Annotated in this window: 22 protein-coding genes; 14 read left to right on the top strand and 8 right to left on the bottom strand. The window is 54.6% G+C overall.

The window, feature by feature from the left end:
- Window positions 1-149: 149 nt before the first annotated feature.
- The 4 genes from clpX to bolA all read right to left on the bottom strand — a co-directional run bounded on the left by clpX (window position 150) and on the right by bolA (window position 4,383).
- A complete protein-coding gene (gene clpX, locus IM267_RS02715) occupies window positions 150-1,424 on the bottom strand; it encodes an ATP-dependent protease ATP-binding subunit ClpX (RefSeq protein WP_006809879.1) in 1,275 nt (424 codons plus the stop codon).
- 127 nt (window positions 1,425-1,551) lie between these two features.
- A complete protein-coding gene (gene clpP, locus IM267_RS02710; protein WP_063451693.1) occupies window positions 1,552-2,175 on the bottom strand; it encodes an ATP-dependent Clp endopeptidase proteolytic subunit ClpP in 624 nt (207 codons plus the stop codon).
- Window positions 2,176-2,435: 260 nt separating this feature from the next.
- Entirely contained in the window at window positions 2,436-3,734 is a 1,299-nt protein-coding gene (gene tig / locus IM267_RS02705; RefSeq protein WP_063869062.1) for a trigger factor, read from the bottom strand.
- 331 nt (window positions 3,735-4,065) lie between these two features.
- Window positions 4,066-4,383, bottom strand: a complete 318-nt coding sequence (bolA, locus tag IM267_RS02700) for a transcriptional regulator BolA (RefSeq protein WP_003859051.1) — start codon at window positions 4,381-4,383, stop codon at window positions 4,066-4,068.
- Between the two features lie 303 nt (window positions 4,384-4,686).
- On the opposite strand from bolA, the gene IM267_RS02695 reads away from it, so the two are divergent.
- The 8 genes from IM267_RS02695 to IM267_RS02660 all read left to right on the top strand — a co-directional run bounded on the left by IM267_RS02695 (window position 4,687) and on the right by IM267_RS02660 (window position 13,559).
- On the top strand, window positions 4,687-5,265 hold the full coding sequence (locus tag IM267_RS02695; protein WP_006809883.1) for a lipoprotein: 579 nt from the start codon (window positions 4,687-4,689) through the stop codon (window positions 5,263-5,265).
- A gap of 45 nt (window positions 5,266-5,310) precedes the next feature.
- Window positions 5,311-6,786, top strand: a complete 1,476-nt coding sequence (gene ampG, locus IM267_RS02690; RefSeq protein ID WP_193032644.1) for a muropeptide MFS transporter AmpG — start codon at window positions 5,311-5,313, stop codon at window positions 6,784-6,786.
- A gap of 478 nt (window positions 6,787-7,264) precedes the next feature.
- Window positions 7,265-8,212, top strand: coding sequence for a cytochrome o ubiquinol oxidase subunit II (cyoA, locus tag IM267_RS02685; RefSeq protein ID WP_003859054.1), 948 nt, complete (start codon window positions 7,265-7,267; stop codon window positions 8,210-8,212).
- A gap of 16 nt (window positions 8,213-8,228) precedes the next feature.
- Window positions 8,229-10,220, top strand: a complete 1,992-nt coding sequence (cyoB, locus tag IM267_RS02680) for a cytochrome o ubiquinol oxidase subunit I (RefSeq protein WP_107534798.1) — start codon at window positions 8,229-8,231, stop codon at window positions 10,218-10,220.
- On the top strand, window positions 10,210-10,824 hold the full coding sequence (locus IM267_RS02675) for a cytochrome o ubiquinol oxidase subunit III (protein WP_063451697.1): 615 nt from the start codon (window positions 10,210-10,212) through the stop codon (window positions 10,822-10,824). Before cyoB ends, IM267_RS02675 begins: the two co-directional genes overlap by 11 nt.
- Window positions 10,824-11,150, top strand: a complete 327-nt coding sequence (locus IM267_RS02670) for a cytochrome o ubiquinol oxidase subunit IV (protein WP_006809888.1) — start codon at window positions 10,824-10,826, stop codon at window positions 11,148-11,150. Before IM267_RS02675 ends, IM267_RS02670 begins: the two co-directional genes overlap by 1 nt.
- Before the next feature lie 11 nt (window positions 11,151-11,161).
- Window positions 11,162-12,049 carry a heme o synthase gene (gene cyoE, locus IM267_RS02665; RefSeq protein ID WP_003859062.1) on the top strand — a complete coding sequence of 296 codons (888 nt, stop codon included), beginning with the start codon at window positions 11,162-11,164 and terminating at the stop codon, window positions 12,047-12,049.
- Between the two features lie 148 nt (window positions 12,050-12,197).
- The gene (locus tag IM267_RS02660; RefSeq protein WP_063451698.1) at window positions 12,198-13,559 is read left to right on the top strand and encodes an MFS transporter; all 1,362 of its coding nucleotides are present in this window, start codon (window positions 12,198-12,200) and stop codon (window positions 13,557-13,559) included.
- Window positions 13,560-13,591: 32 nt separating this feature from the next.
- On the opposite strand, the gene IM267_RS02655 is transcribed toward IM267_RS02660, so the two are convergent.
- Window positions 13,592-14,083 carry a YajQ family cyclic di-GMP-binding protein gene (locus IM267_RS02655; protein ID WP_063451798.1) on the bottom strand — a complete coding sequence of 164 codons (492 nt, stop codon included), beginning with the start codon at window positions 14,081-14,083 and terminating at the stop codon, window positions 13,592-13,594.
- A gap of 125 nt (window positions 14,084-14,208) precedes the next feature.
- On the opposite strand from IM267_RS02655, the gene panE reads away from it, so the two are divergent.
- Complete coding sequence (gene panE / locus IM267_RS02650; RefSeq protein WP_193032643.1) at window positions 14,209-15,120, top strand: 2-dehydropantoate 2-reductase; 912 nt, start codon at window positions 14,209-14,211, stop codon at window positions 15,118-15,120.
- Window positions 15,083-15,682, top strand: a complete 600-nt coding sequence (gene yajL, locus IM267_RS02645) for a protein deglycase YajL (protein WP_193032642.1) — start codon at window positions 15,083-15,085, stop codon at window positions 15,680-15,682. The genes panE and yajL overlap by 38 nt, the downstream gene beginning before the upstream one ends.
- A gap of 87 nt (window positions 15,683-15,769) precedes the next feature.
- Here yajL and thiI read toward each other — a convergent pair whose 3' ends face one another.
- Window positions 15,770-17,218, bottom strand: a complete 1,449-nt coding sequence (gene thiI / locus IM267_RS02640; RefSeq protein WP_112791900.1) for a tRNA uracil 4-sulfurtransferase ThiI — start codon at window positions 17,216-17,218, stop codon at window positions 15,770-15,772.
- A 178-nt stretch (window positions 17,219-17,396) separates the two neighbouring features.
- On the opposite strand from thiI, the gene xseB reads away from it, so the two are divergent.
- From xseB to IM267_RS02620, 4 genes are all read left to right on the top strand, one after another.
- Complete coding sequence (gene xseB, locus IM267_RS02635; protein WP_003859094.1) at window positions 17,397-17,639, top strand: exodeoxyribonuclease VII small subunit; 243 nt, start codon at window positions 17,397-17,399, stop codon at window positions 17,637-17,639.
- The gene (gene ispA / locus IM267_RS02630; protein ID WP_063869075.1) at window positions 17,640-18,539 is read left to right on the top strand and encodes a (2E,6E)-farnesyl diphosphate synthase; all 900 of its coding nucleotides are present in this window, start codon (window positions 17,640-17,642) and stop codon (window positions 18,537-18,539) included.
- A 24-nt stretch (window positions 18,540-18,563) separates the two neighbouring features.
- Complete coding sequence (gene dxs / locus IM267_RS02625; RefSeq protein WP_063869077.1) at window positions 18,564-20,426, top strand: 1-deoxy-D-xylulose-5-phosphate synthase; 1,863 nt, start codon at window positions 18,564-18,566, stop codon at window positions 20,424-20,426.
- Between the two features lie 62 nt (window positions 20,427-20,488).
- Window positions 20,489-21,463 (top strand): aldo/keto reductase, encoded by a 975-nt coding sequence (locus IM267_RS02620; protein WP_193032641.1) that lies wholly within the window; start codon window positions 20,489-20,491, stop codon window positions 21,461-21,463.
- A gap of 84 nt (window positions 21,464-21,547) precedes the next feature.
- On the opposite strand, the gene thiL is transcribed toward IM267_RS02620, so the two are convergent.
- On the bottom strand, window positions 21,548-22,519 hold the full coding sequence (gene thiL / locus IM267_RS02615; RefSeq protein WP_193032640.1) for a thiamine-phosphate kinase: 972 nt from the start codon (window positions 22,517-22,519) through the stop codon (window positions 21,548-21,550).
- Window positions 22,520-22,596: 77 nt separating this feature from the next.
- Complete coding sequence (gene nusB, locus IM267_RS02610) at window positions 22,597-23,016, bottom strand: transcription antitermination factor NusB (protein ID WP_006809908.1); 420 nt, start codon at window positions 23,014-23,016, stop codon at window positions 22,597-22,599.
- Window positions 23,017-23,033 lie beyond the last annotated feature (17 nt).

The following is a 23,033-nucleotide window of genomic DNA, read 5'->3' as shown; positions in this document are numbered from 1 at the left end:
CTGGTCATGTCACTGTGCTTCACACAACCATTAACATGTAATCCAGTATATGGGGATGTTTCCCATACATTCAACGCCATGAATACGGAAAAAGTAAAGGGGAGATAAAATCCCCCCTTTTTGATTAACTGATTGTATGAGTTGGTGAATTATTCGCCAGATGCCTGCTGCGCTTCCGGTTTGCCGTAAATCAGCAACGGCTTGGTCTGGCCACCAATGACGGACTCGTCGATCACGACTTTTTCGACGTCTTCCATAGAAGGCAGATCGTACATCGTGTCGAGCAACGCTGCTTCTACGATAGAACGCAGACCACGCGCGCCGGTTTTACGCGCCATCGCTTTCTTGGCAATCGCGTCCAGCGCTTCGTCACGGAATTCCAGCTCAACGCCTTCCAGATTGAACAGCGCCTGATACTGCTTGGTCAGCGCGTTTTTCGGCTCTTTCAGGATCTGAATCAGCGCGTCTTCGCTCAGTTCATTCAGGGTCGCCACCACCGGCAGACGGCCGATAAACTCAGGGATCAAACCGAATTTGATCAGGTCTTCCGGTTCCACCTGCGCCAGCAGCTGACCTTCGTTTGGTTTTTCAGACGTGGCTTTCACCGTTGCGCCAAAACCAATGCCGGAGCCGGTTTCAACACGGTGAGAAATCACTTTATCCAGGCCTGCAAACGCACCACCGCAGATAAACAGGATCTTGGAGGTATCAACCTGCAAGAACTCCTGCTGCGGATGCTTACGCCCACCCTGTGGTGGAACAGCCGCAACCGTACCTTCAATCAGCTTCAGGAGCGCCTGCTGCACGCCTTCGCCCGATACGTCACGGGTGATGGACGGATTGTCTGACTTACGAGAGATTTTGTCGATCTCATCAATATAGACGATCCCACGCTGGGCTTTCTGCACGTCGTAATCGCACTTCTGAAGCAGCTTCTGGATGATATTTTCAACGTCTTCACCCACATAACCGGCTTCGGTCAGGGTGGTGGCATCCGCCATGGTGAACGGAACATCCAGCAGGCGCGCCAGGGTTTCCGCCAGCAGCGTTTTACCGGAGCCGGTCGGCCCGATCAGCAGAATGTTACTTTTACCCAGTTCCACGCCATTGCTGGTATCGCCGTTACGCAGACGTTTGTAGTGGTTGTATACCGCCACCGCCAGCACTTTTTTCGCCTGCTCCTGACCAATGACATAGTCGTCGAGGTGGTGGCGAATTTCGTGTGGCGTTGGCAACGCGCTGCGCTCACGGTGCGGCGCGACTTCTTTAATCTCTTCGCGAATGATGTCGTTACATAAATCGACGCATTCGTCGCAGATATACACGGACGGCCCGGCAATCAGTTTACGCACTTCATGCTGGCTTTTGCCGCAAAAAGAGCAGTACAGCAGTTTGCCCGAACCATCTTTGCGTTTATCTGTCATGAGTCCAAACCTCTTTTTAAGTTCTATGTGCCGCACATGACGACGCAAATGCCATTCTCAGACGCAAGCTGCTTACTGGCAACGTGCCGCCCTACCTTAGTATAGCGGCACACTCGCGTCGCGGGCATCAATTACGATGGGTCAAAATGGAGTCGACTAAGCCGTACTCAACTGCCTCTGGTGCAGAGAGGAAGCGATCGCGCTCGGTATCGCGCTCGATCTGCTCAAGAGGTTGACCTGTATGCTGCGCCATAAGTTCATTCATGCGCGATTTTACTTTCAGAATTTCTCGGGCGTGGATTTCGATATCCGTCGCCTGACCCTGGTAACCACCCAGCGGCTGGTGAATCATCACGCGGGAATTTGGCAGGCAGAAACGCTTACCTTTCGCCCCTGCGGTTAACAGGAAGGCACCCATGGACGCCGCCTGCCCCATACAGATGGTGCTGACGTCCGGCTTGATGAATTGCATGGTGTCATAAATAGACATGCCCGCCGTAATCACACCGCCTGGCGAGTTGATGTACAGGTAAATGTCTTTTTCCGGGTTTTCCGCTTCCAGGAACAGCATCTGCGCCACGATCAGGTTAGCCATATGGTCTTCCACCTGGCCGGTCAGAAAGATAACGCGTTCCTTGAGCAGACGGGAATAGATATCGAAAGAACGCTCACCGCGTGAGGTCTGTTCAATAACCATTGGCACCAGCGCCATATGGGGTGCAAAGTTATCTCGTTCGCCACTGTATGACATTTCCGTCTCCTGGTTCAAAATTGAAAACACCTGCTGTACTGATTGTAACCTTATGGACGGATTATCAGCCAGTCTCAATCATCGTGATTACATACTAATGGGGGTCGCCACGCCCTATTTCAAGCATAACAACGTTTTGTTGTAACGCTAACACTGAAAGGGCGTTTTAGCACCCTTCCAGGACTCAAGCTGCGATAAAAAAAACCCGTCGCCGGAGGGCAACGGGTTTTTTGTTCAAACTTTAAACCGTTGGGGCGAAATTACGCCTGCTGGTTCATCAGTTCGGTGAAAGAGGTCTCTTTTTCGGTCACTTTAGCTTTCGCCAGTACCGCTTCAACAGCCTGCTCTTCCAGTGCGACGTTGCGCATGTTGTCCATCAGCTCTTTGTTCTTACCGTAGAACTCGATCACTTCTGATGGATCTTCGTATGCAGACGCCATCTCTTCGATCAGGCCTTTCACACGCTCTTCGTCAGCTTTCAGCTCGTGGGTACGAATCACTTCACCCAGCAGCAGGCCAACTACAACGCGGCGTTTCGCTTGCTCTTCAAACAGCTCGCGCGGCAGTTCCATCGCTTGCTGCTGGTTGCCACCGAAACGCTGTGCAGCCTGACGGCGCAGAACGTCGATTTCGCTGTCGATCAGGGCAGCAGGAACGTCGATCTCGTTCGCTTTTACCAGACCTTCAATCGCCTGAGATTTCACACGGTTACGTACAGCGCCGTTCAGCTCGCGCTCCATGTTCTTACGCACTTCGGTACGCAGGCCAGCAACAGAACCATCTTCCACGCCGAAACGCTTGATGAATTCTTCAGTCAGTTCTGGCAGTTCGCGCTCTTCAACTTTCTTCAGGTTGATGACGAACTTCGCTGCTTTACCTTTCAGGTTTTCAGCGTGGTACTCTTCAGGGAAGGTCACGTCGATGGTGAACTCTTCGCCCGCTTTGTGGCCTTTGATACCGTCTTCGAAACCTGGGATCATACGACCCTGGCCCATCGCCAGTACGAAATCAGACGCTTTACCGCCTTCGAACTCTTCACCGTCTACAGAACCGGTGAAGTCGATGGTTACGCGGTCTTCCGCGTCAACAGCGCCTTCTTTTTCTTTCCAGTTCGCCTGCTGCTTACGCAGGGTGTCCAGCATGCCGTCAACGTCTTCATCGGTCACGGAAACGATCGGTTTTTCAACTTCGATAGATTCCAGACCTTTCAGCTCAACTTCAGGGTACACTTCGAACTCTACGGAGTAGGTGAAGTCTTCGCCCTGCTTGTATTCGCCTGGAACGTAGTTCGGCGCGCCGGCTGGATTGATTTTTTCTTTGATGATCGCGTCGATAAAGTTACGGCTCATCAGTTCACCCAGCACATCCTGACGCACGGAAGCGCCATAACGCTGAGCAACAACATTCATTGGTACTTTGCCCTTGCGGAAGCCGTCAATACGTACTTTTTTTGCTACGTTGACCAGCTCGCTTTTCACAGCAGTTTCGATGCTGTCAGCAGCGATAGTAATCGTTACACGGCGGCCAAGGCCTTGAGTGGTTTCAACTGAAACTTGCATCTTGTTACCTCAAAAAAATCACAGTGCTCGGTCAACTCTGAATCTGTCTGTTATACCGGGATGCTCTCTTATGTGCAGATTCACATTCCCTGTCGCCAGAATCATCCCGAAGACATTCATTAAGACGCGGCATTATAGCGGCATCACCTAGGTGAGTCGAGAACGGTTGGCGTATGTAGCTGCGGCTTTTTTCACACTTTAAGGCTATTTTTAGCCTCAAAAACGCACCATCCGCTCAAAACTCAGACAAAACAAAACGGCCCGAAGGCCGTTTTGACGAAATCTGTATGCAACATACTGGAAAAACTCCGGCGGTTGCAAATCCGATTTATCAGGCGATGGTGCCTGCACCGCGACAAGGCGGAGATGCGAATACCGTATCCTGTAGCCCTTCCCACTCCTTAATGGTGTAAGTGTGCAGCGCCAGGGCATGTACGGTTGTGGAGAGTTCTTCCGTCAAGGTGCTGTAGATCAGGCGGTGTCGGTTCAGGAAACGTTCTCCCGTGAAGCGATCGCTGACCAGAACCACTTTGAAGTGGCTTTCAGAACCTGCCGGCACGTTATGACGATAGCTTTCGTCGACAACTTCGAGAAACACAGGGTTGAACGCTGCCCTTAATTTTTCTTCTATCTGTTCACGTATCATCATGAAATCACTCCTCCGACAACGCTAAGATGTCACCCATCCCTTTAAATATTAGCCGCTTTTACCGTTTCCATTACACCTTGACAACAAATATTTAGCTTTCGTCTGATTTTCTCAGTCAAACGAATGAAGTTCACTATGAAGTTCATACGTTTTGTCACTCACAGGCAGAGAAAAGCGGAAAGCTGGTCAGTTTTCGGACAAGGCGATGAATTTACATGCGTTGACCACTTCCACTGGCCGTTGGCGATGTTATGATGGCGGCAATTTTTCTCTATTTGCTTACGATTCGTTGAGAACCCAAAAATGTTAAAAAAAATCTTCTTTCCGTTGGTAGCACTCTTTATGCTCGCCGGCTGCGCGACCCCGCCGACGACGATCGACGTTTCACCAAAAATTACCCTGCCTCAGCAGGACCCAAGCCTGATGGGCGTCACGGTCAGCATTAATGGTGCCGATCAGCGTCAGGATCAGGCGCTGGCGAAAGTGACCCGCGACAACCAGCAGGTCACCCTGACCGCCTCCCGCGATCTGCGCTTCCTGTTGCAGGAAGTGCTGGAGAAACAGATGACCTCCCGTGGCTACATGATTGGCCCGAGCGGCGCGGTTGATCTGCAAATCATCGTGAACAACCTGTACGCTGACGTTTCCCAGGGCAACGTTCGCTACAACATCGCGACGAAAGCCGATATCGCCATCATCGCTACCGCGAAGAACGGCAACAAAATGAATAAAAACTACCGTGCAAGCTATTCTGTTGAAGGCGCATTCCAGGCGTCTAACAAAAATATCGCTGACGCGGTTAACAGCGTGCTGACTGATACCATTGCCGATATGGCACAGGACACCAGCATTCACGATTTCATCAAGCAGAACGCCCGTTAATCCTGCTGACTGACCCGGTGCTTCACCGGGTCAGCTCATAAGAATATGTCCAGTCACTACTTACGCATTTTCCAGCAACCCAAATCAGCTATTCTGCTGATCCTTGGTTTCGCCTCCGGTTTACCGCTTGCGCTCACCTCCGGCACGTTACAGGCGTGGATGACGGTCGAGAACATCGATCTTAAAACCATTGGTTTCTTCTCGCTCGTCGGTCAGGCCTACGTCTTCAAGTTCCTGTGGTCACCGGTGATGGACCGCTATACCCCGCCGTTCCTCGGTCGCCGTCGCGGCTGGCTCGTAATGACGCAGGTTTTCCTGCTGATCGCGATCGCCGCAATGGGTTTCCTTGAGCCGTCAACGCAGCTGCGCTGGATGGCCGCGCTTGCGGTGGTCATCGCCTTCTGTTCCGCGTCCCAGGACATTGTTTTTGACGCCTGGAAAACGGACGTCTTGCCCGCGGAAGAGCGTGGTGCCGGTGCGGCAATCAGCGTGCTGGGCTACCGCCTGGGTATGCTGGTTTCCGGCGGCCTGGCACTCTGGCTTGCCGACCGCTATCTCGGCTGGCAGGGAATGTACTGGCTGATGGCCGCTCTGCTGATCCCCTGCATTATTGCCACGCTATTTGCGCCTGAACCGAGCGATGTTATTCCGGTCCCCCGCTCGCTGGAGCAGGCCGTCGTAGCACCGCTCCGCGACTTCTTCGGTCGCAATAATGCCTGGTTGATCCTGCTGCTGATTGTCCTTTATAAGCTCGGCGATGCTTTCGCCATGAGCCTGACCACCACCTTCCTGATCCGCGGCGTCGGGTTTGATGCGGGCGAGGTCGGCGTGGTGAATAAAACCCTGGGGCTGTTTGCCACCATCGTCGGCGCGCTGTACGGCGGCGTATTGATGCAGCGCCTGACGCTGTTCCGGGCTCTGCTGATCTTCGGCATCCTTCAGGGCGCATCGAATGCCGGTTACTGGCTGCTGTCGGTAACCGACAAGAATATGATCAGCATGGCGACGGCCGTATTCTTTGAAAACCTGTGCGGCGGTATGGGCACCGCGGCCTTTGTTGCCCTGCTGATGACGCTGTGCAATAAGTCATTTTCCGCTACCCAGTTTGCGCTGCTCTCAGCGCTTTCCGCCGTCGGGCGCGTCTACGTTGGCCCTGTCGCAGGCTGGTTTGTTGAAGCTCACGGCTGGCCGACGTTTTATCTCTTCTCGGTGGTCGCGGCCGTGCCGGGAATTTTATTGCTGCTGATTTGTCGTCAGACGCTGGAATATACCCAGCGGACGGAACACTTCATGCCGCGCACGGAATATCAGGCCGCCTATCGGTTTGCGCTGCGTCTGATGATGGTAGGCTGCCTTGCGCTGGTACTGTGGCTGGTGGTGCTCATTATTAATGCAACGGCCGGTCTATCGCTGCCTTTTGAAGCGCTGCTGCTGGATATTGGCGCGCTACTGGCCCTTGCGGGCATCCTGACGGGCGGCACGCTGGATTTCATGTCGCTGCGTAAAACCCGGATGACCTGAAGAAAAAAGCGAAAGGTTATTTCCCGTTGTAATAACGACCCGAAATTATAACGGTGAAATAACCGCCCTCGGTAAAAAAAATATTTGTTGTTTTGTGCGGGATAGCATTCGGAAATTATTGGAGCTTATTTCGCTACGCTATTTTCCATTAAACGATTCAGCTTTTGAAAGATTGAATTTTCGTTTTTTAGTTGTCTTTTTATTGATAATTAATTGTTAATTATTTGTGTATTTTCAACAATGGTTATACCAATTGTCCCTTTTAAGGTATGCTGGGGCACCCTTTCGTTATAACGCCCACACCGTGCGGCTTCCCTCCTGAAACGCGACATAATTTGCAACACTTGTGACATGTGCGGCAGAACCCGGTAACACCTTCCTGACACAGGGCTAATGATGTTTACAGTAATGTAACCTTCCCGTAAAATGCCCCCACACTTTAAACGCCACCAGACTCCCGTGGAATTGAGGTCGTTAAATGAGACTCAGGAAATACAATAAAAGTTTGGGATGGTTGTCATTATTCGCAGGCACTGTATTACTCAGTGGCTGCGATTCTGCACTACTAGACCCCAAAGGACAGATTGGACTGGAACAACGTTCATTGATACTGACGGCTTTTGGCCTGATGTTGATTGTGGTTATTCCTGCCATCTTGATGGCTGTTGGTTTCGCCTGGAAGTATCGTGCGAGCAATAAAGATGCGAAGTATAGCCCTAACTGGTCACACTCCAATAAAGTGGAAGCTGTGGTCTGGACGGTGCCTATTCTGATCATCCTGTTCCTTGCCGTGCTGACCTGGAAAACCACTCACGCACTTGAGCCAAGCAAGCCGCTGGTTCACGATGAAAAACCGATTACCATTGAAGTGGTCTCCATGGACTGGAAATGGTTCTTCATCTATCCAGAGCAGGGCATTGCTACCGTGAATGAAATCGCCTTCCCGGCGAACACTCCGGTTCAGTTCAAAGTGACCTCCAACTCCGTAATGAACTCCTTCTTCATCCCACGTCTGGGCAGCCAGATTTACGCGATGGCCGGTATGCAGACTAACCTGCACCTGATCGCGAATGAAGCAGGCACCTACGACGGTATCTCCGCCAGCTATAGTGGCCCGGGCTTCTCGGGTATGAAGTTCAAAGCTATCGCTACGCCAGACCGCGCGACTTTCGACCAGTGGGTTGCAAAAGCGAAGCAGTCTACCAACACCATGTCTGACATGGCGGCGTTCGAAAAAGTGGCTGCACCTAGCGAATATAACAAGGTGGAGTACTTCTCTAACGTGAAACCGAATCTGTTCAAAGATGTTATTGGCAAATTTATGGATCACGGCATGAGCATGGACATGACCCAGCCTGAAGGCGAGCACAACACGCACCAGGGTATGGAAGGCATGGACATGAGCCACGCGGAAACCGCTCACTAAGGGGCCGAGGAAGAAAATGTTCGGAAAATTGACATTGGATGCGGTGCCGTACCATGAACCCATTATCATGGTTACGATTGCTGCAATTATCATTGGTGGCGCGGCCGTACTGGGCCTTATCACTTACTTCGGTAAGTGGAGCTACCTGTGGAACGAGTGGCTGACTTCGGTCGACCACAAAAAACTCGGCATCATGTACTGCATCGTCGGTATCGTCATGTTAATTCGTGGCTTTGCGGATGCGATCATGATGCGTAGCCAGCAGGCGCTCGCTTCTGCGGGTGAAGCAGGCTTCCTGCCGCCGCACCACTACGACCAGATCTTTACCGCCCACGGCGTTATCATGATCTTCTTCGTGGCGATGCCGCTGGTTATCGGTCTTATGAACGTTGTCGTTCCGCTGCAAATCGGCGCGCGCGACGTTGCGTTCCCGTTCCTGAACAACCTGAGCTTCTGGTTCACCGTTGTCGGCGTTATCCTGGTTAACCTGTCACTGGGCGTGGGCGAGTTTGCTCAGACCGGCTGGCTGGCTTACCCGCCGCTTTCGGGAATTGAGTACAGTCCGGGCGTCGGCGTTGACTACTGGATTTGGGCGCTTCAGCTCTCCGGTGTCGGTACCACCCTGACCGGTATTAACTTCTTCGTGACCATCCTGAAGATGCGTGCACCAGGTATGACGATGTTCAAGATGCCAGTATTTACCTGGGCATCTCTGTGCGCCAACGTACTGATTATCGCGTCGTTCCCAATTCTGACCGTCACCATCGCGCTGCTGACCCTGGATCGCTATCTGGGTACCCATTTCTTCACGAATGATATGGGTGGCAACATGATGATGTACATCAACCTGATTTGGGCCTGGGGTCACCCGGAAGTGTACATTCTGGTTCTGCCTGTGTTCGGTGTGTTCTCCGAAATCGCGGCAACCTTCTCGCGTAAACGTCTGTTTGGTTACACCTCGCTGGTGTGGGCAACCGTGTGTATTACCGTTCTGTCGTTCATCGTCTGGCTGCACCACTTCTTCACCATGGGTGCGGGCGCGAACGTAAACGCCTTCTTCGGTATTACCACCATGATTATCGCGATCCCAACCGGGGTTAAGATCTTCAACTGGCTGTTCACTATGTACCAGGGCCGTATCCAGTTCCACTCAGCCATGCTGTGGACTATCGGCTTCATCGTGACCTTCTCCGTAGGCGGGATGACCGGCGTACTGCTGGCGGTACCAGGCGCTGACTTCGTTCTGCACAACAGTCTGTTCCTGATTGCGCACTTCCATAACGTTATCATCGGCGGCGTGGTCTTCGGCTGCTTCGCAGGTGTGACCTACTGGTGGCCTAAAGCGTTTGGCTTCACGCTGAACGAAACCTGGGGTAAACGCGCGTTCTGGTTCTGGATCATCGGCTTCTTCGTGGCGTTTATGCCGCTGTACGTGCTGGGCTTCATGGGTATGACCCGTCGCCTGAGCCAGCAGATTGACCCGCAGTTCCACCCAATGCTGATGGTTGCAGCGGGCGGTGCGGTTCTGATTGCCTGCGGTATCGCGTCTCAGCTGATTCAGTTCTACGTTTCTATTCGCGACCGCGACCAGAACCGTGACCTGACCGGTGACCCGTGGGGTGGCCGTACGCTGGAGTGGGCAACCTCTTCTCCACCTCCTTTCTATAACTTCGCCGTTGTGCCGCAGATCCATGAACGCGACGCATTCTGGGAAATGAAAGAAAAAGGTGAAGCGTACAAGCAGCCTGAGCATTACGAAGAGATCCACATGCCGAAAAACAGCGCTGCGGGCATTGTGATTGCCGCTTTCGCGACGGTATTTGGTTTCGCAATGATCTGGCACATCTGGTGGATGGCGATTGTTGGCTTCGCTGGCATCGTAATCAGCTGGATTGTGAAGAGCTTTGACGAGGACGTGGACTACTACGTACCAGTCCGTGAAGTTGAAAAGCTGGAAAATCAGCATTTTGACGAGATTTCTAAAGCGGGGCTGAAAAATGGCAACTGATACTCTGGCGCACTCAACTGCCCACGCGCATGAGCATGCGCACCATGATGCAGGACCGAATAAAGTTTTCGGTTTCTGGATCTACCTGATGAGCGACTGCATCCTGTTCTGCTGTCTGTTCGCAACCTATGCCGTTCTGGTGAACGGCACAGCGGGCGGCCCGACCGGTAAGGACATTTTTGAGCTGCCGTTCGTTCTGGTTGAAACCGCACTGCTGTTATTCAGCTCCATCACCTACGGCATGGCGGCTATCGCCATGTACAAGAACAACAAGAGCCAGGTTGTCTCCTGGCTGGCGTTGACCTGGCTGTTTGGTGCTGGCTTTATCGGGATGGAAATCTATGAATTCCATCACCTGATTGCGGAAGGTTTCGGTCCGGATCGCAGCGGCTTCCTGTCGGCGTTCTTTGCGCTGGTCGGCACCCACGGTCTGCACGTGACCTCGGGCCTGATCTGGATGGCGGTTCTGATGTTCCAGATCTCCCGTCGCGGCCTGACCAGTACTAACCGTACCCGTATTATGTGCCTGAGCCTGTTCTGGCACTTCCTTGACGTGGTATGGATCTGTGTGTTCTCTGTTGTCTATCTGATGGGGGCGATGTAATGAGTCATTCTAACGATCATGGCGCTTCCCACGGCAGCGTAAAAACCTACATGACAGGTTTCATCCTGTCGATCATCCTGACGGTGATCCCGTTCTGGATGGTGATGAACGGTTCTGCATCCAAGCCGGTTATCCTGGGAGCAATCCTGGTGACCGCAGTGATTCAGATTCTGGTGCATCTGGTTTGCTTCCTGCACATGAACACCAAGTCCGATGAAGGCTGGAACATGACGGCCTTTATCTTTACCGTGATTATCATCGCTATCCTGGTAGTCGGTTCCATCTGGATTATGTGGAACCTTAACTACAACATGATGGTTCACTAAGAGCGGCGAGTATGTTTAAGCAATACCTGCAAGTCACGAAACCAGGCATCATCTTTGGCAACCTGATCTCCGTAATCGGAGGGTTCCTGCTGGCCTCTAAAGGCAGCATTGATTACACCCTCTTTATTTACACGCTGGTCGGTGTGTCACTGGTGGTTGCGTCCGGTTGTGTATTTAACAACTACATCGACATGGATATCGACAAGAAGATGGAAAGGACCAAAAATCGGGTGCTGGTTAAAGGCCTGATTGCCCCTTCCGTCTCGCTGGTGTACGCCACCTTGCTGGGTATTGCTGGCTTTATGCTGCTGTGGTTTGGTGCTAACCCGCTGGCCTGCTGGCTGGGGGTGATGGGGTTCGTGGTGTATGTGGGCGTCTACAGCCTGTATATGAAACGTCACTCCGTCTACGGCACGCTGATTGGTTCTCTCTCCGGCGCTGCGCCGCCGGTGATTGGCTACTGCGCCGTCACGAACGAGTTCGACAGCGGTGCGCTCATCCTGCTGGCTATCTTTAGCCTGTGGCAGATGCCGCACTCCTACGCCATCGCGATTTTCCGCTTCAAGGATTATCAGGCGGCGAACATTCCGGTTCTGCCGGTCGTGAAAGGTATCTCGGTTGCCAAGAACCACATCACGCTGTATATCATCGCCTTTGCCGTAGCAACGCTGATGCTTTCTCTGGGCGGTTACGCCGGATATAAATATCTGGTGGTTGCGGCCGCGGTGAGCGTCTGGTGGCTCGGCATGGCCCTGCGCGGCTACAAGGTGGAAGATGACAAAGTCTGGGCACGCAAGCTGTTTGTGTTCTCGATTGTCGCCATCACCTCCCTGTCCGTGATGATGTCCGTAGACTTCATGGTGCCGGACTCGCAAAACCTGCTGACTTACGTCTGGTAAGTTTATGTGATGATGAAAAGGGTGCTTCGGCACCCTTTTTTATTCACCAAATCCATTAATCACGCATGTAATATTTGTTAAATAAGCCTTTATTTACCCCGCCCCTTCCCCGCACTACACTATGGCCTGCTTTTGAACTGAGGTGGTAATGAACGATTATAAAATGACGCCAGGCGAGCTGCGTGCGACCTGGGGTTTAGGGACTGTTTTCTCGCTGCGGATGCTTGGCATGTTTATGGTCCTGCCCGTTCTGACCACGTATGGCATGGCGTTACAGGGTGCCAGCGAAGCGCTGATTGGTCTGGCGATCGGTATCTACGGCCTGGCGCAGGCAATATTCCAGATCCCCTTTGGCCTGCTCTCCGACCGCGTGGGTCGCAAACCGCTGATTGTCGGCGGGCTGCTGGTATTTATCCTGGGCAGCGTCATTGCCGCCCTCTCCCACTCCATCTGGGGCATTATTCTTGGCCGCGCCCTGCAAGGGTCCGGTGCCATTGCTGCTGCCGTGATGGCGCTGCTGTCAGATTTAACCCGCGAGCAAAACCGCACCAAAGCCATGGCGTTTATTGGCGTCAGCTTCGGCGTCACTTTTGCTATCGCCATGGTACTGGGGCCGATTATCACGCATGCGCTCGGCCTGCACGCTCTGTTCTGGATGATTGCGGTGCTGGCGACCATCGGGATCGCACTCACGCTGTGGGTTGTGCCAGACAGTAAAAATCACGTCCTCAACCGTGAATCCGGGATGGTTAAAGGCTGCTTTAGTAAAGTCATCGCCGAGCCGCGTCTGCTTAAGCTTAACTTCGGCATTATGTGTCTGCACATTCTGCTGATGTCCACCTTCGTCGCCCTGCCCGGCCAGCTTGCCGCAGCAGGTTTCCCGGCGGCCGAGCACTGGAAAATTTATCTGGTCACAATGCTAATCTCGTTTGTCTCCGTTGTGCCCTTCATTATTTACGCCGAAGTGAAGCGCAAAATGAAACGCGTCTTCGTGGGCTGCGTGGCATTACTGCTGATTGCCGAGATTGTGCTGTGGGGCGCCGGCCCGCACTTCTGGGAGCTGATCGCAGGCGTGCAGCTGTTCTTCCTGGCGTTTAATCTGATGGAAGCCCTGCTGCCCTCGCTGATCAGCAAAGAGTCTCCGGCAGGATACAAAGGCACCGCGATGGGCATTTACTCCACCAGCCAGTTTCTCGGCGTGGCGATCGGCGGCTCGCTCGGCGGCTGGGTGGACGGTCTGTTTGATTCCCAGACCGTTTTCCTCGCCGGTGCGCTGCTGGCGATGCTCTGGCTGTTTGTGTCCAGCACCATGAAAGAGCCGCGCTATGTGAGTAGCCTGCGGGTAGAAATTCCCGATGAGGTGACAATCGGTGATGCGTTAAAACAGCGTCTGGAAGCGACAGAGGGCGTGAGCGAAGTGCTGATTGTCCCGGAAGAGCGCAGTGCGTACGTCAAAATTGACAGCAAAGTGACGAACCGCTTTGAGGTGGAGCAGGCGCTGAAGGCCTGAAAAAATGCCCGGTTTAGCCGGGCATTATTGTCTTAATCGCGGAAGTTTTTAAACTGGAATGGCTGACCTAAATCGCCGCCGCGCACCAGCGCCATGACGGACTGGAGATCGTCGCGAGATTTTCCGGTTACGCGAATTTCTTCGCCCTGGATCTGCGCCTGCACCTTCAGCTTACTGTCTTTAATCAGCTTCACGATTTTCTTCTGCACGGCACTTTCAATGCCCTGCTTCAGCTTCGCTTCCACAAACCAGGTTTTCCCGCTGTGAACGAAATCTTCCGGCACATCCAGTGAGGTCCCTTCGATGCCGCGCTTGAGCAGCTTGGCGCGCAGGATGTCCAGCAGCTGATTGACCTGGAAATCAGACTCGCTCAGGACTTTGATCGTCTTGTTAGCGTCGTTCAGTTCAATCGTCGCCTCAACGCCACGAAAATCGAAACGTGACTCAACCTCACGGACAGCATTATCTACGCCGTTACGCGCTTCCTGCAAATCAACTTCAGAAACAATATCGAAAGATGGCATCTTTTCTTCTCCCTTCATTTTTGTTGCGTTGCATAATACCCGCAACGAGGCATAACGAGAAGCTTAGCTGATGCCGCTATACTTAGCGTCACAGCACCTGGCACCGTTGCAGGTGAGGAGGAACAATGAAAGTAACAGTGCTTGGATGCGGAGCCCTTGGCCAACTCTGGCTTACAGCGCTATGCAAACAGGGACACGACGTACAGGGCTGGCTGCGCATTCCTCAGCCCTATTGCAGTGTGAATGTGATGGGTACCGACGGTTCAATTTTTAACGAGTCTTTAACGGCAAACGATCCGGAATTTCTCGCCACCAGCGATCTGCTGCTGGTCACGCTGAAGGCCTGGCAGGTCTCCGATGCGGTGAAAAGCCTGGCCGCCCAGTTACCTGAAAGCACGCCAATCCTGCTGATCCACAACGGTATGGGTACCATTGAAGAGCTAAAAAGTGTCCGGCAACCGCTGCTAATGGGGACAACCACCCACGCGGCACGTCGCGACGGTAGCGTCATTATCCACGTTGCCAGCGGTATCACCCATATCGGTCCTGCGCGTGAGCAGCCCGGCGATTACAGCTATCTTGCCGATACGTTGCAATGCACGCTGCCTGACGTCGCCTGGCACAATAACATTCGTGCGGAACTGTGGCGCAAGCTGGCGGTCAACTGCGCGATCAACCCCCTGACCGCCCTGCTGGACTGCCCTAACGGTGAACTGCGTCAGCATTCGGATCAGGTGGCGCTGATTTGCCGGGAAGTTGCCGACGTGATTGAGCGCGAAGGCTACCACACCTCAGAAACCGATTTACGTTATTATGTCGACCAGGTCATTGAGAGTACGGCAGAAAATATCTCTTCAATGTTGCAGGATGTCCGGGCGATGCGGCATACCGAAATTGATTACATTACCGGTTATCTGTTAAAACGCGCCCGGGCACACGGCATTACCGTTGCCGAAAACAGCCGTCTGTTTGAGTCAGTAAAACGAAAGGAGAGTGAGTATGAGCGCATCGGCACTGGTATGCCTCGCCCCTGGTAGCGAAGAGACAGAAGCGGTCACCGCCATTGATTTAATGGTGCGCGGCGGTATTAAGGTTACCACCGCCAGCGTCGCCAGCGTCGCCAGCGACGGCGATCTGACGATCGTCTGTTCCCGTGGGGTGAAGATCCTGGCGGATGCACCGCTTGTACAGGTGGCGGACGGCGATTACGACATTATTGTCCTGCCGGGTGGGCTGAAGGGCGCGGAGTATTTCCGCGACAGCCCGCTGCTGGTTGAAACCGTTCGTCAGTTTCATCTTTCCGGGCGTATCGTCGCGGCGATCTGTGCTGCCGCTGGTACGGTGCTGGTTCCACACGACATCTTCCCCATCGGCAATATGACCGGCTTCCCCGGCCTTAAGGACACCATTCCGGAAGAGCAGTGGGTGGATAAGCGTGTGGTCTGGGATCCGCGGGTTAACCTGCTCACCAGCCAGGGGCCGGGCACCGCCATTGATTTTGGCTTAAAGATTATTGACCTGCTGGTCGGGCGCGAGAAAGCGTACGAAGTGGCGTCATCGCTGGTGATGGCGGCGGGGATTTATAATTACTACGAGTAAAAAAAGCCGGGTGGCGGCTACGCCTTACCCGGCCTACAAGTGCACGGTACAGTAGGCCCGGTAAGCGAAGCGCCACCGGGCAATAGGCTACGGGCGATACACCTTCACGTTCGCGAAGCCCTGCTCACGCAGGTACAGCGCCTGCAAACGGCTCATCACCCCGCGCTCACACCACAGCAGATACGTTTTGCTCTGGTCGAGATCGCCAAATTGGGTGCTCAGCTTGTAGAACGGCAGAGAAACCACGTCCACGCCTTCCACCTGCAACGGCTTGTCATCCTGCTCGTCAATCGAGCGGATATCCAGAATGGCATCGTTAGCGCCGAATCCGCTGACGGTTTCCACCTCAACCACATCCTGCTCGGTCTGCTGGGCAATCTCGCGGATATCAATGTTGGACGCTTCCGCCACCACTTTTTCCAGAATGCTGAAATCGAAGTTCTCTTCTTCCGCTTCGATCTTCGCCTTCACCGCCTTGATGGTTGGGCTTTTTGAAATCACACCGCAATATTCCGGCATGGTACGGGCAAAATCTTCAGTACCGATTTTGCGCGCCAGATCGATGATGTGCTCTTTATCGTGCGAGATCAGCGGACGCAGGATCAGCGTATCTGATACGTTGTCGATAAGACGCAGGTTGGTCAGCGTCTGGCTGGAGACCTGGCCCAGCGCTTCGCCGGTGACCAGCGCCTGCACGCCGTAGCGCTCGGCCACTTTGGACGCCGCGCGTACCATCATACGTTTGAGGATCACGCCCATCTGGCCGTCATCCACTTTTTCAAGGATTTCGCCCACTACCGGCTCAAAGTTGATCGCCACAAAACGCACACGGTGGGAGCTGCCGAAACGGTTCCACAGGTAATGCGCCACCTGACGGACGCCAATTTCATGCGCCGCGCCGCCCAGGTTGAAGAAGCAGTAGTGTACGCGGCAGCCGCGACGCATCAGCATGTAGCTGGAGACGCCGGAGTCGAAACCGCCGGAGATCAGCGACAGCACATCTTCCTGCGTGCCGATCGGGAAACCGCCAATACCTTCATAACGGCCCTTAACCAGCAGCAGACGATCGTTCTCGATCTCAAGGTTAACGGTGACGTCCGGGTTAGTGAGGCGCACGCGCGCCGTCTCAACGTGCTGGTTCAGACCGCCGCCGACGTAGCGCTCAACTTCAATCGAGCTAAACTCGTGCTTACCGCGACGCTTCACGCGTACGCAGAAGGTTTTGCCTTCGATCTGGTCGCGGTACTGTACCAGCGCCTTTTCGAAGATATCGTGCATATCGCTGAACGGAACGTCTTCCACTTCCAGAATATGATGAATACCAGGAATACGGGTCAGCGCGTCGCGAATATCAAGACGTTTGCTTTCGTCTTTCGCGCGGACTTCAACGTGATCCCAGTGACGCACCACGGCGAGCGTTTCGTCGTAGTGTTTTAATACGTTACGAATGTTCCCGGTGAGAATTTTAATAAAGCGCAAACGCACAGATTGGCTTTTGATGGTGATTTCAGGGAACAATTTAATGATAAACTTCATGGCGGCAATGTTTCTTAGGCAAGCTTATAAAGGCTTGTAGTGGAAAATGATACAGCAGCCCACACCCGTGGCTGCATCCAGGCGCGCAAGTATACCACCATCGCGCCACTCGCGTTATTTGATAATTGCCCCGAGTCCGTTACCATGTTGGGGCGAAGAATATAAGAGTTAATTCACTATGCCGAAGAAGAACGACGCACCGGCCAGTTTTGAAACTGCGCTGAGTGAGCTTGAGCAGATTGTTACCCGCCTCGAGAGCGGCGATTTACCGCTGGAAGATGCCCTCAACGAATTTGAACGCGGTGTGCAGCTTGCGCGCCAGGGGCAGGTAAAGCTCCAGCAGGCCGAGCAGCGTGTGCAGATCCTGCTTTCCGACAGCGAAGACGCTAAAACCACGCCATTCACACCGGACGCCGAGTAAATGGATTTTACCACCGCGCTTCAGGCGCGCGTCGTTCGCGCCAACGACGCCCTGCGCCGTTTTATTGAGCCGCAGCCTTTTCAGAACACTCCACTGGTTGAAGCCATGCACTATGGCGCACTCTTAGGAGGTAAACGCCTGCGTCCGTTCCTGGTGTATGCCACGGGCAACATGTTTGGCATCAGCGATAACACGCTGGACGCCCCGGCAGCCGCCGTGGAGTGTATTCACGCCTATTCGCTGATCCACGACGATTTGCCGGCGATGGACGATGACGATCTGCGCCGCGGTCAACCGACCTGCCACATTAAGTTCGGCGAAGCGAATGCCATTCTGGCGGGTGATGCTCTGCAAACCCTGGCGTTCTCAATTCTGAGCGATGCGCCGATGGTTGAGGTAAGCGATCGCGATCGTCTGGCGATGGTGTCCGAGCTGGCGATGGCCAGCGGCGTCGCCGGCATGTGCGGCGGCCAGGCGCTGGATTTAGAAGCTGAAGGTCGTCAGGTGACGCTGGAACAGCTGGAGCGCATCCACCGTCACAAAACGGGCGCACTGATTCGGGCAGCCGTTCGCCTGGGCGCGCTGAGCGCGGGTGAACGCGGGCGCAAAGCCCTGCCGATTCTGGACAGATACGCAGAAAGTATCGGTCTGGCATTCCAGGTTCAGGATGACATTCTGGATGTGGTGGGCGATACTGCAACATTGGGAAAACGTCAGGGTGCGGATCAGCAGCTTGGCAAAAGTACCTACCCCGCCCTGCTGGGCCTTGAGCATGCCCAACGTAAAGCCCGGGATCTGATAGACGATGCCCGCCGGTCGCTGAATGAGCTGGCCGCGCAATCGCTGGATACCTCGGCACTGGAAGCGCTAGCGGACTACATAATCCAGCGTGATAAATAAACTATATATCTCGATGAGCCTTTGATGAGTTTTGATATTGCCAAATACCCGACACTGGCGTTAGTTGACTCCACTCAGGAGTTACGTCTGTTGCCGAAAGAGAGTCTGCCGAAGCTGTGTGACGAGCTGCGTCGCTACCTGCTCGACAGCGTTAGCCGCTCCAGCGGCCACTTCGCCTCCGGGCTTGGCACGGTTGAGCTGACCGTGGCGTTGCATTACGTCTATAACACGCCGTTCGATCAGCTGATCTGGGATGTGGGCCACCAGGCCTATCCGCACAAAATTCTGACCGGACGTCGCGATAAAATTGGCACCATTCGCCAGAAGGGTGGCCTGCATCCGTTCCCGTGGCGCGGCGAGAGCGAGTTTGACGTGTTAAGCGTCGGCCACTCCTCCACCTCCATTTCCGCGGGCATCGGGATTGCCGTTGCCGCCGAAAAAGAGAATAAGCAGCGCCGTACCGTCTGCGTCATTGGCGACGGGGCGATCACCGCCGGGATGGCTTTTGAAGCCATGAACCACGCGGGCGATATCAAGCCGGACATGCTGGTTATCCTCAACGATAACGAAATGTCGATCTCCGAAAACGTCGGCGCGCTGAATAACCATCTGGCGCAGCTGCTTTCCGGCAAGCTTTACTCCTCCCTGCGGGAAGGCGGGAAAAAAGTTTTCTCCGGCGTGCCGCCGATCAAAGAGCTGCTCAAGCGTACCGAAGAACACATCAAAGGCATGGTCGTCCCGGGTACGCTGTTCGAAGAACTGGGCTTTAACTATATCGGCCCGGTGGACGGGCACGATGTGCTGGGTCTGGTGACCACGCTGAAAAACATGCGCGATCTGAAAGGCCCACAGTTCCTGCACATCATGACCAAAAAAGGGCGTGGCTACGAACCGGCGGAAAAAGATCCGATCACCTTCCACGCGGTGCCTAAATTTGACCATACCAGCGGCTGCCTGCCGAAAAGCAGCGGCGGAATGCCGAGCTACTCAAAAATCTTTGGCGACTGGCTGTGCGAAACGGCGGCAAAAGATAACAAGCTGATGGCGGTCACGCCTGCCATGCGTGAAGGCTCCGGTATGGTCGAGTTCTCCAAAAAATACCCGGACCAGTATTTCGACGTCGCCATCGCCGAGCAGCACGCGGTTACCTTCGCGGCAGGGCTGGCGATTGGCGGCTACAAGCCGGTGGTGGCGATTTACTCCACCTTCCTGCAACGCGCCTACGATCAGGTGATCCATGACGTTGCCATCCAGAAGCTGCCGGTGCTGTTTGCTATCGACCGCGCGGGCATCGTGGGGGCCGACGGCCAGACGCACCAGGGGGCGTTTGATCTCTCCTTCCTGCGCTGCATCCCGGACATGGTCATCATGACGCCAAGCGACGAAAACGAGTGTCGTCAGATGCTGTATACCGGCTACCACTATCAGGACGGCCCCTGCGCGGTACGTTATCCGCGCGGCAATGCCCTTGGCGTTGAACTTCAGCCGCTGGAAAAGCTGGACATCGGTAAAGGTCTGGTGAAACGTCGCGGCGAAAAAGTGGCGATCCTGAACTTTGGTACGCTGATGCCGGAAGCGGCAAAAGTTGCTGAAACCCTGAACGCGACGCTGGTGGATATGCGCTTTGTGAAGCCGCTCGATGAATCTCTGATTCTGAGCATGGCGGAAAGCCATGACGTGCTGGTCACGCTGGAAGAGAACGCCATCATGGGTGGCGCGGGTAGCGGCGTGAATGAAGTGCTGATGGCGAACCGTAAATGGGTTCCGGTGCTGAATCTCGGCCTGCCGGACCACTTTATCCCGCAAGGTACTCAGGACGAGGCGCGTGCCGATATCGGCCTGGACGCCGCCGGTATCGAAGCCAGAATCCGCAGCTGGCTGGCCTGATCCCTCCCCTTTTCTGCTCCTGCTATGCTTAAACGTATTGTTTAAACAGCAGGAGCGGAACCATGCAATACACGACATTAGGAAAAACGGACCTCAGGGTGTCCCGGCTTTGCCTGGGCTGCATGACCTTTGGCGAGCCTGACCGGGGAAATCACGCCTGGACGCTGCCGGAAGAGAGCAGCCGCCCTATCATCAAGCGCGCCATAGACGGCGGCATCAACTTCTTCGATACCGCCAACAGCTACTCTGACGGCAGCAGCGAAGAGATTGTGGGCCGCGCCCTGCGTGATTTTGCCCGTCGGGATGAGATTGTGGTCGCCACCAAGGTTTACTACCCGTCAGGCGAGCTGACTGAAGGCCTTTCTCGCGCGCAGATCCTCCGTTCCATCGATGACAGCCTCAGACGCCTGAACATGGATTACGTCGACCTGCTGCAAATCCACCGCTGGGATTACAACACGCCGATTGAAGAGACGCTTGAAGCGCTGAACGATGTCGTAAAAGCGGGTAAAGCGCGCTATATCGGCGCGTCGTCCATGCACGCGTCGCAGTTTGCTCAGGCGCTCGATATCCAGGCGCAGCACGGCTGGGCACGCTTTGTCACCATGCAGGATCACTACAACCTGATTTACCGGGAAGAAGAACGCGAGATGCTGCCGCTCTGCGACCAGGAAGGCGTGGCGGTGATCCCGTGGAGCCCGCTGGCGCGCGGACGCTTAACCCGTCCGTGGGGAGAAACCACGGCGCGGCTGGTATCGGATGAAGTGGGTAAAAATCTGTACGACAACACGGAAGCCAGCGATGCGCTGATTGCCGAACGTTTAGCCGGGATCGCCGACGATATCGGCGCAACGCGCGCGCAGGTGGCGCTGGCGTGGCTGCTGGGCAAGCGGGGTGTCGCCGCACCGATTATTGGTACATCGCGGGAAGAACAGCTGGATGAGTTGTTAAGCGCGGTGGATTTATCGCTGACGCCTGAGCAGGTTGCCGAGCTGGAGACGCCGTATCAGCAGCATCCGGTGGTGGGGTTTAAGTAAACGCTTGCAGGGTGGCGGCTTACCCGGCCTACGATCGCACACTATTTGTAGGCCGGGTAAGCGTAGCGCCACCCGGCAAAACACTCACCCAAAATGATCGTACCCTTTCCAGTCAAGCGTAACCGGGGCACCATCACGGACAAACAGTAGCCCTTCGCTCTCCGGCATCACCTGCCCGATGCAGGTAAATTTCGCTCCCAGATGCGCTAACGCCACGTCCAGCGTCCCGCGATTCAGTTCGGGAACGGTAAAGCACAGCTCATAATCTTCCCCACCGGATAACGCCCAGCGCAGCGCCTGTTCAGGCTCGGCATGACGACGCAGCGGCTCTGACAGCGGGAACAGATCAAGATCGATACGTGCGCCCACGCCGCTGGCTTTCAGGATATGACCAAGATCGGAGATCAGCCCGTCAGACAGGTCGATAGCCGAACTGGCCCGCTCGCGCAGCGCCTGACCGTGCAGAATACGCGGCGTTGGCCGCATGTGACGCTTCACCAGGTACGCCGCATCGTCCGCATCTTCAACCGCTAAACGGTTCTGAAGGATCGCCAGACCTGCCGCGCTGTCTCCCGGCGTGCCGGTCACGTAGATCCAGTCTCCCGGTTTTGCGCCCGAGCGCTTGAGCGCGCGCCCGGCAGGCACATAACCGTGAATGGCCAGGGTCATCGATAGCGGACCCGCAGTGGTGTCACCGCCAATCAGCTGCATATCGTAATAGTTCAGCTGTTCAAACAGCGCATCGCTGAACGCTTCAAGCCAGGCTTCATCCACCTCCGGCAGTGTCAGGGCCAGCGTCAGCCAGGCCGGGTCGGCGCCCATTGCCGCCAGATCGCTGACGTTGACCGCCAGCGCCTTATACGCCAGGTCAGCAGGATCGATATCGGGCAGGAAGTGACGCCCACATACTAAGGTGTCGGTGCTGATTGCCAGCGTCTGTTTTTCGGGAACATTGAGAAGTGCACAGTCATCGCCAATGCCGGTTTCAACATCAAGACGAGAGGTTCTGACACGGTCGAAATAACGGGCAATCAGGGAGAATTCGCCGCATGCCATACGTTATGCCTCAGCAAATAAAAGAAAAAACCGGAGCCGCACTGCCGTTTCGGCAATGCAGGACTCCGGTTTGCGGATCACTTTTTGTGGGGACGGATCGCAGGTGCGGCTTTATCAAGTACGCCGTTTACAAACTTGTGGCTGTCTTCAGCACCGAAGGTTTTCGCCAGTTCGATCGCTTCGTTGATGGCCACTTTGTACGGCACATCGTCACGTTTAGACAGCTCAAACAGCGCGATACGCAACACTGCTTTTTCCACCTGGCCCAGCTCTTCGAGCAGACGGGACAGGTATGGCTTCATCAGGCCATCGAGATACGCGCTATTAGTCGCCACTCCCGACAGCAGTTCACGGAAGTACAGAACGTCAACGTCTTTCACGTCCTGTTCTGACAGGAACTGGTATTCAACATCAGCGATGTCGTTCTGGGACAACTGCCAGGAGTAAAGTGCCTGGACGGCACATTCACGGGCGCGGCGACGAGCAGCAGGTTTCACGGAATTCCCCTTACAAA

This window comes from Enterobacter cloacae complex sp. P15RS (genome assembly GCF_014895905.1).
In the GTDB taxonomy this organism is placed as follows: Bacteria; Pseudomonadota; Gammaproteobacteria; order Enterobacterales; family Enterobacteriaceae; genus Enterobacter; species Enterobacter quasihormaechei.
This window is presented reverse-complemented; position numbering and strand designations above follow the sequence as displayed.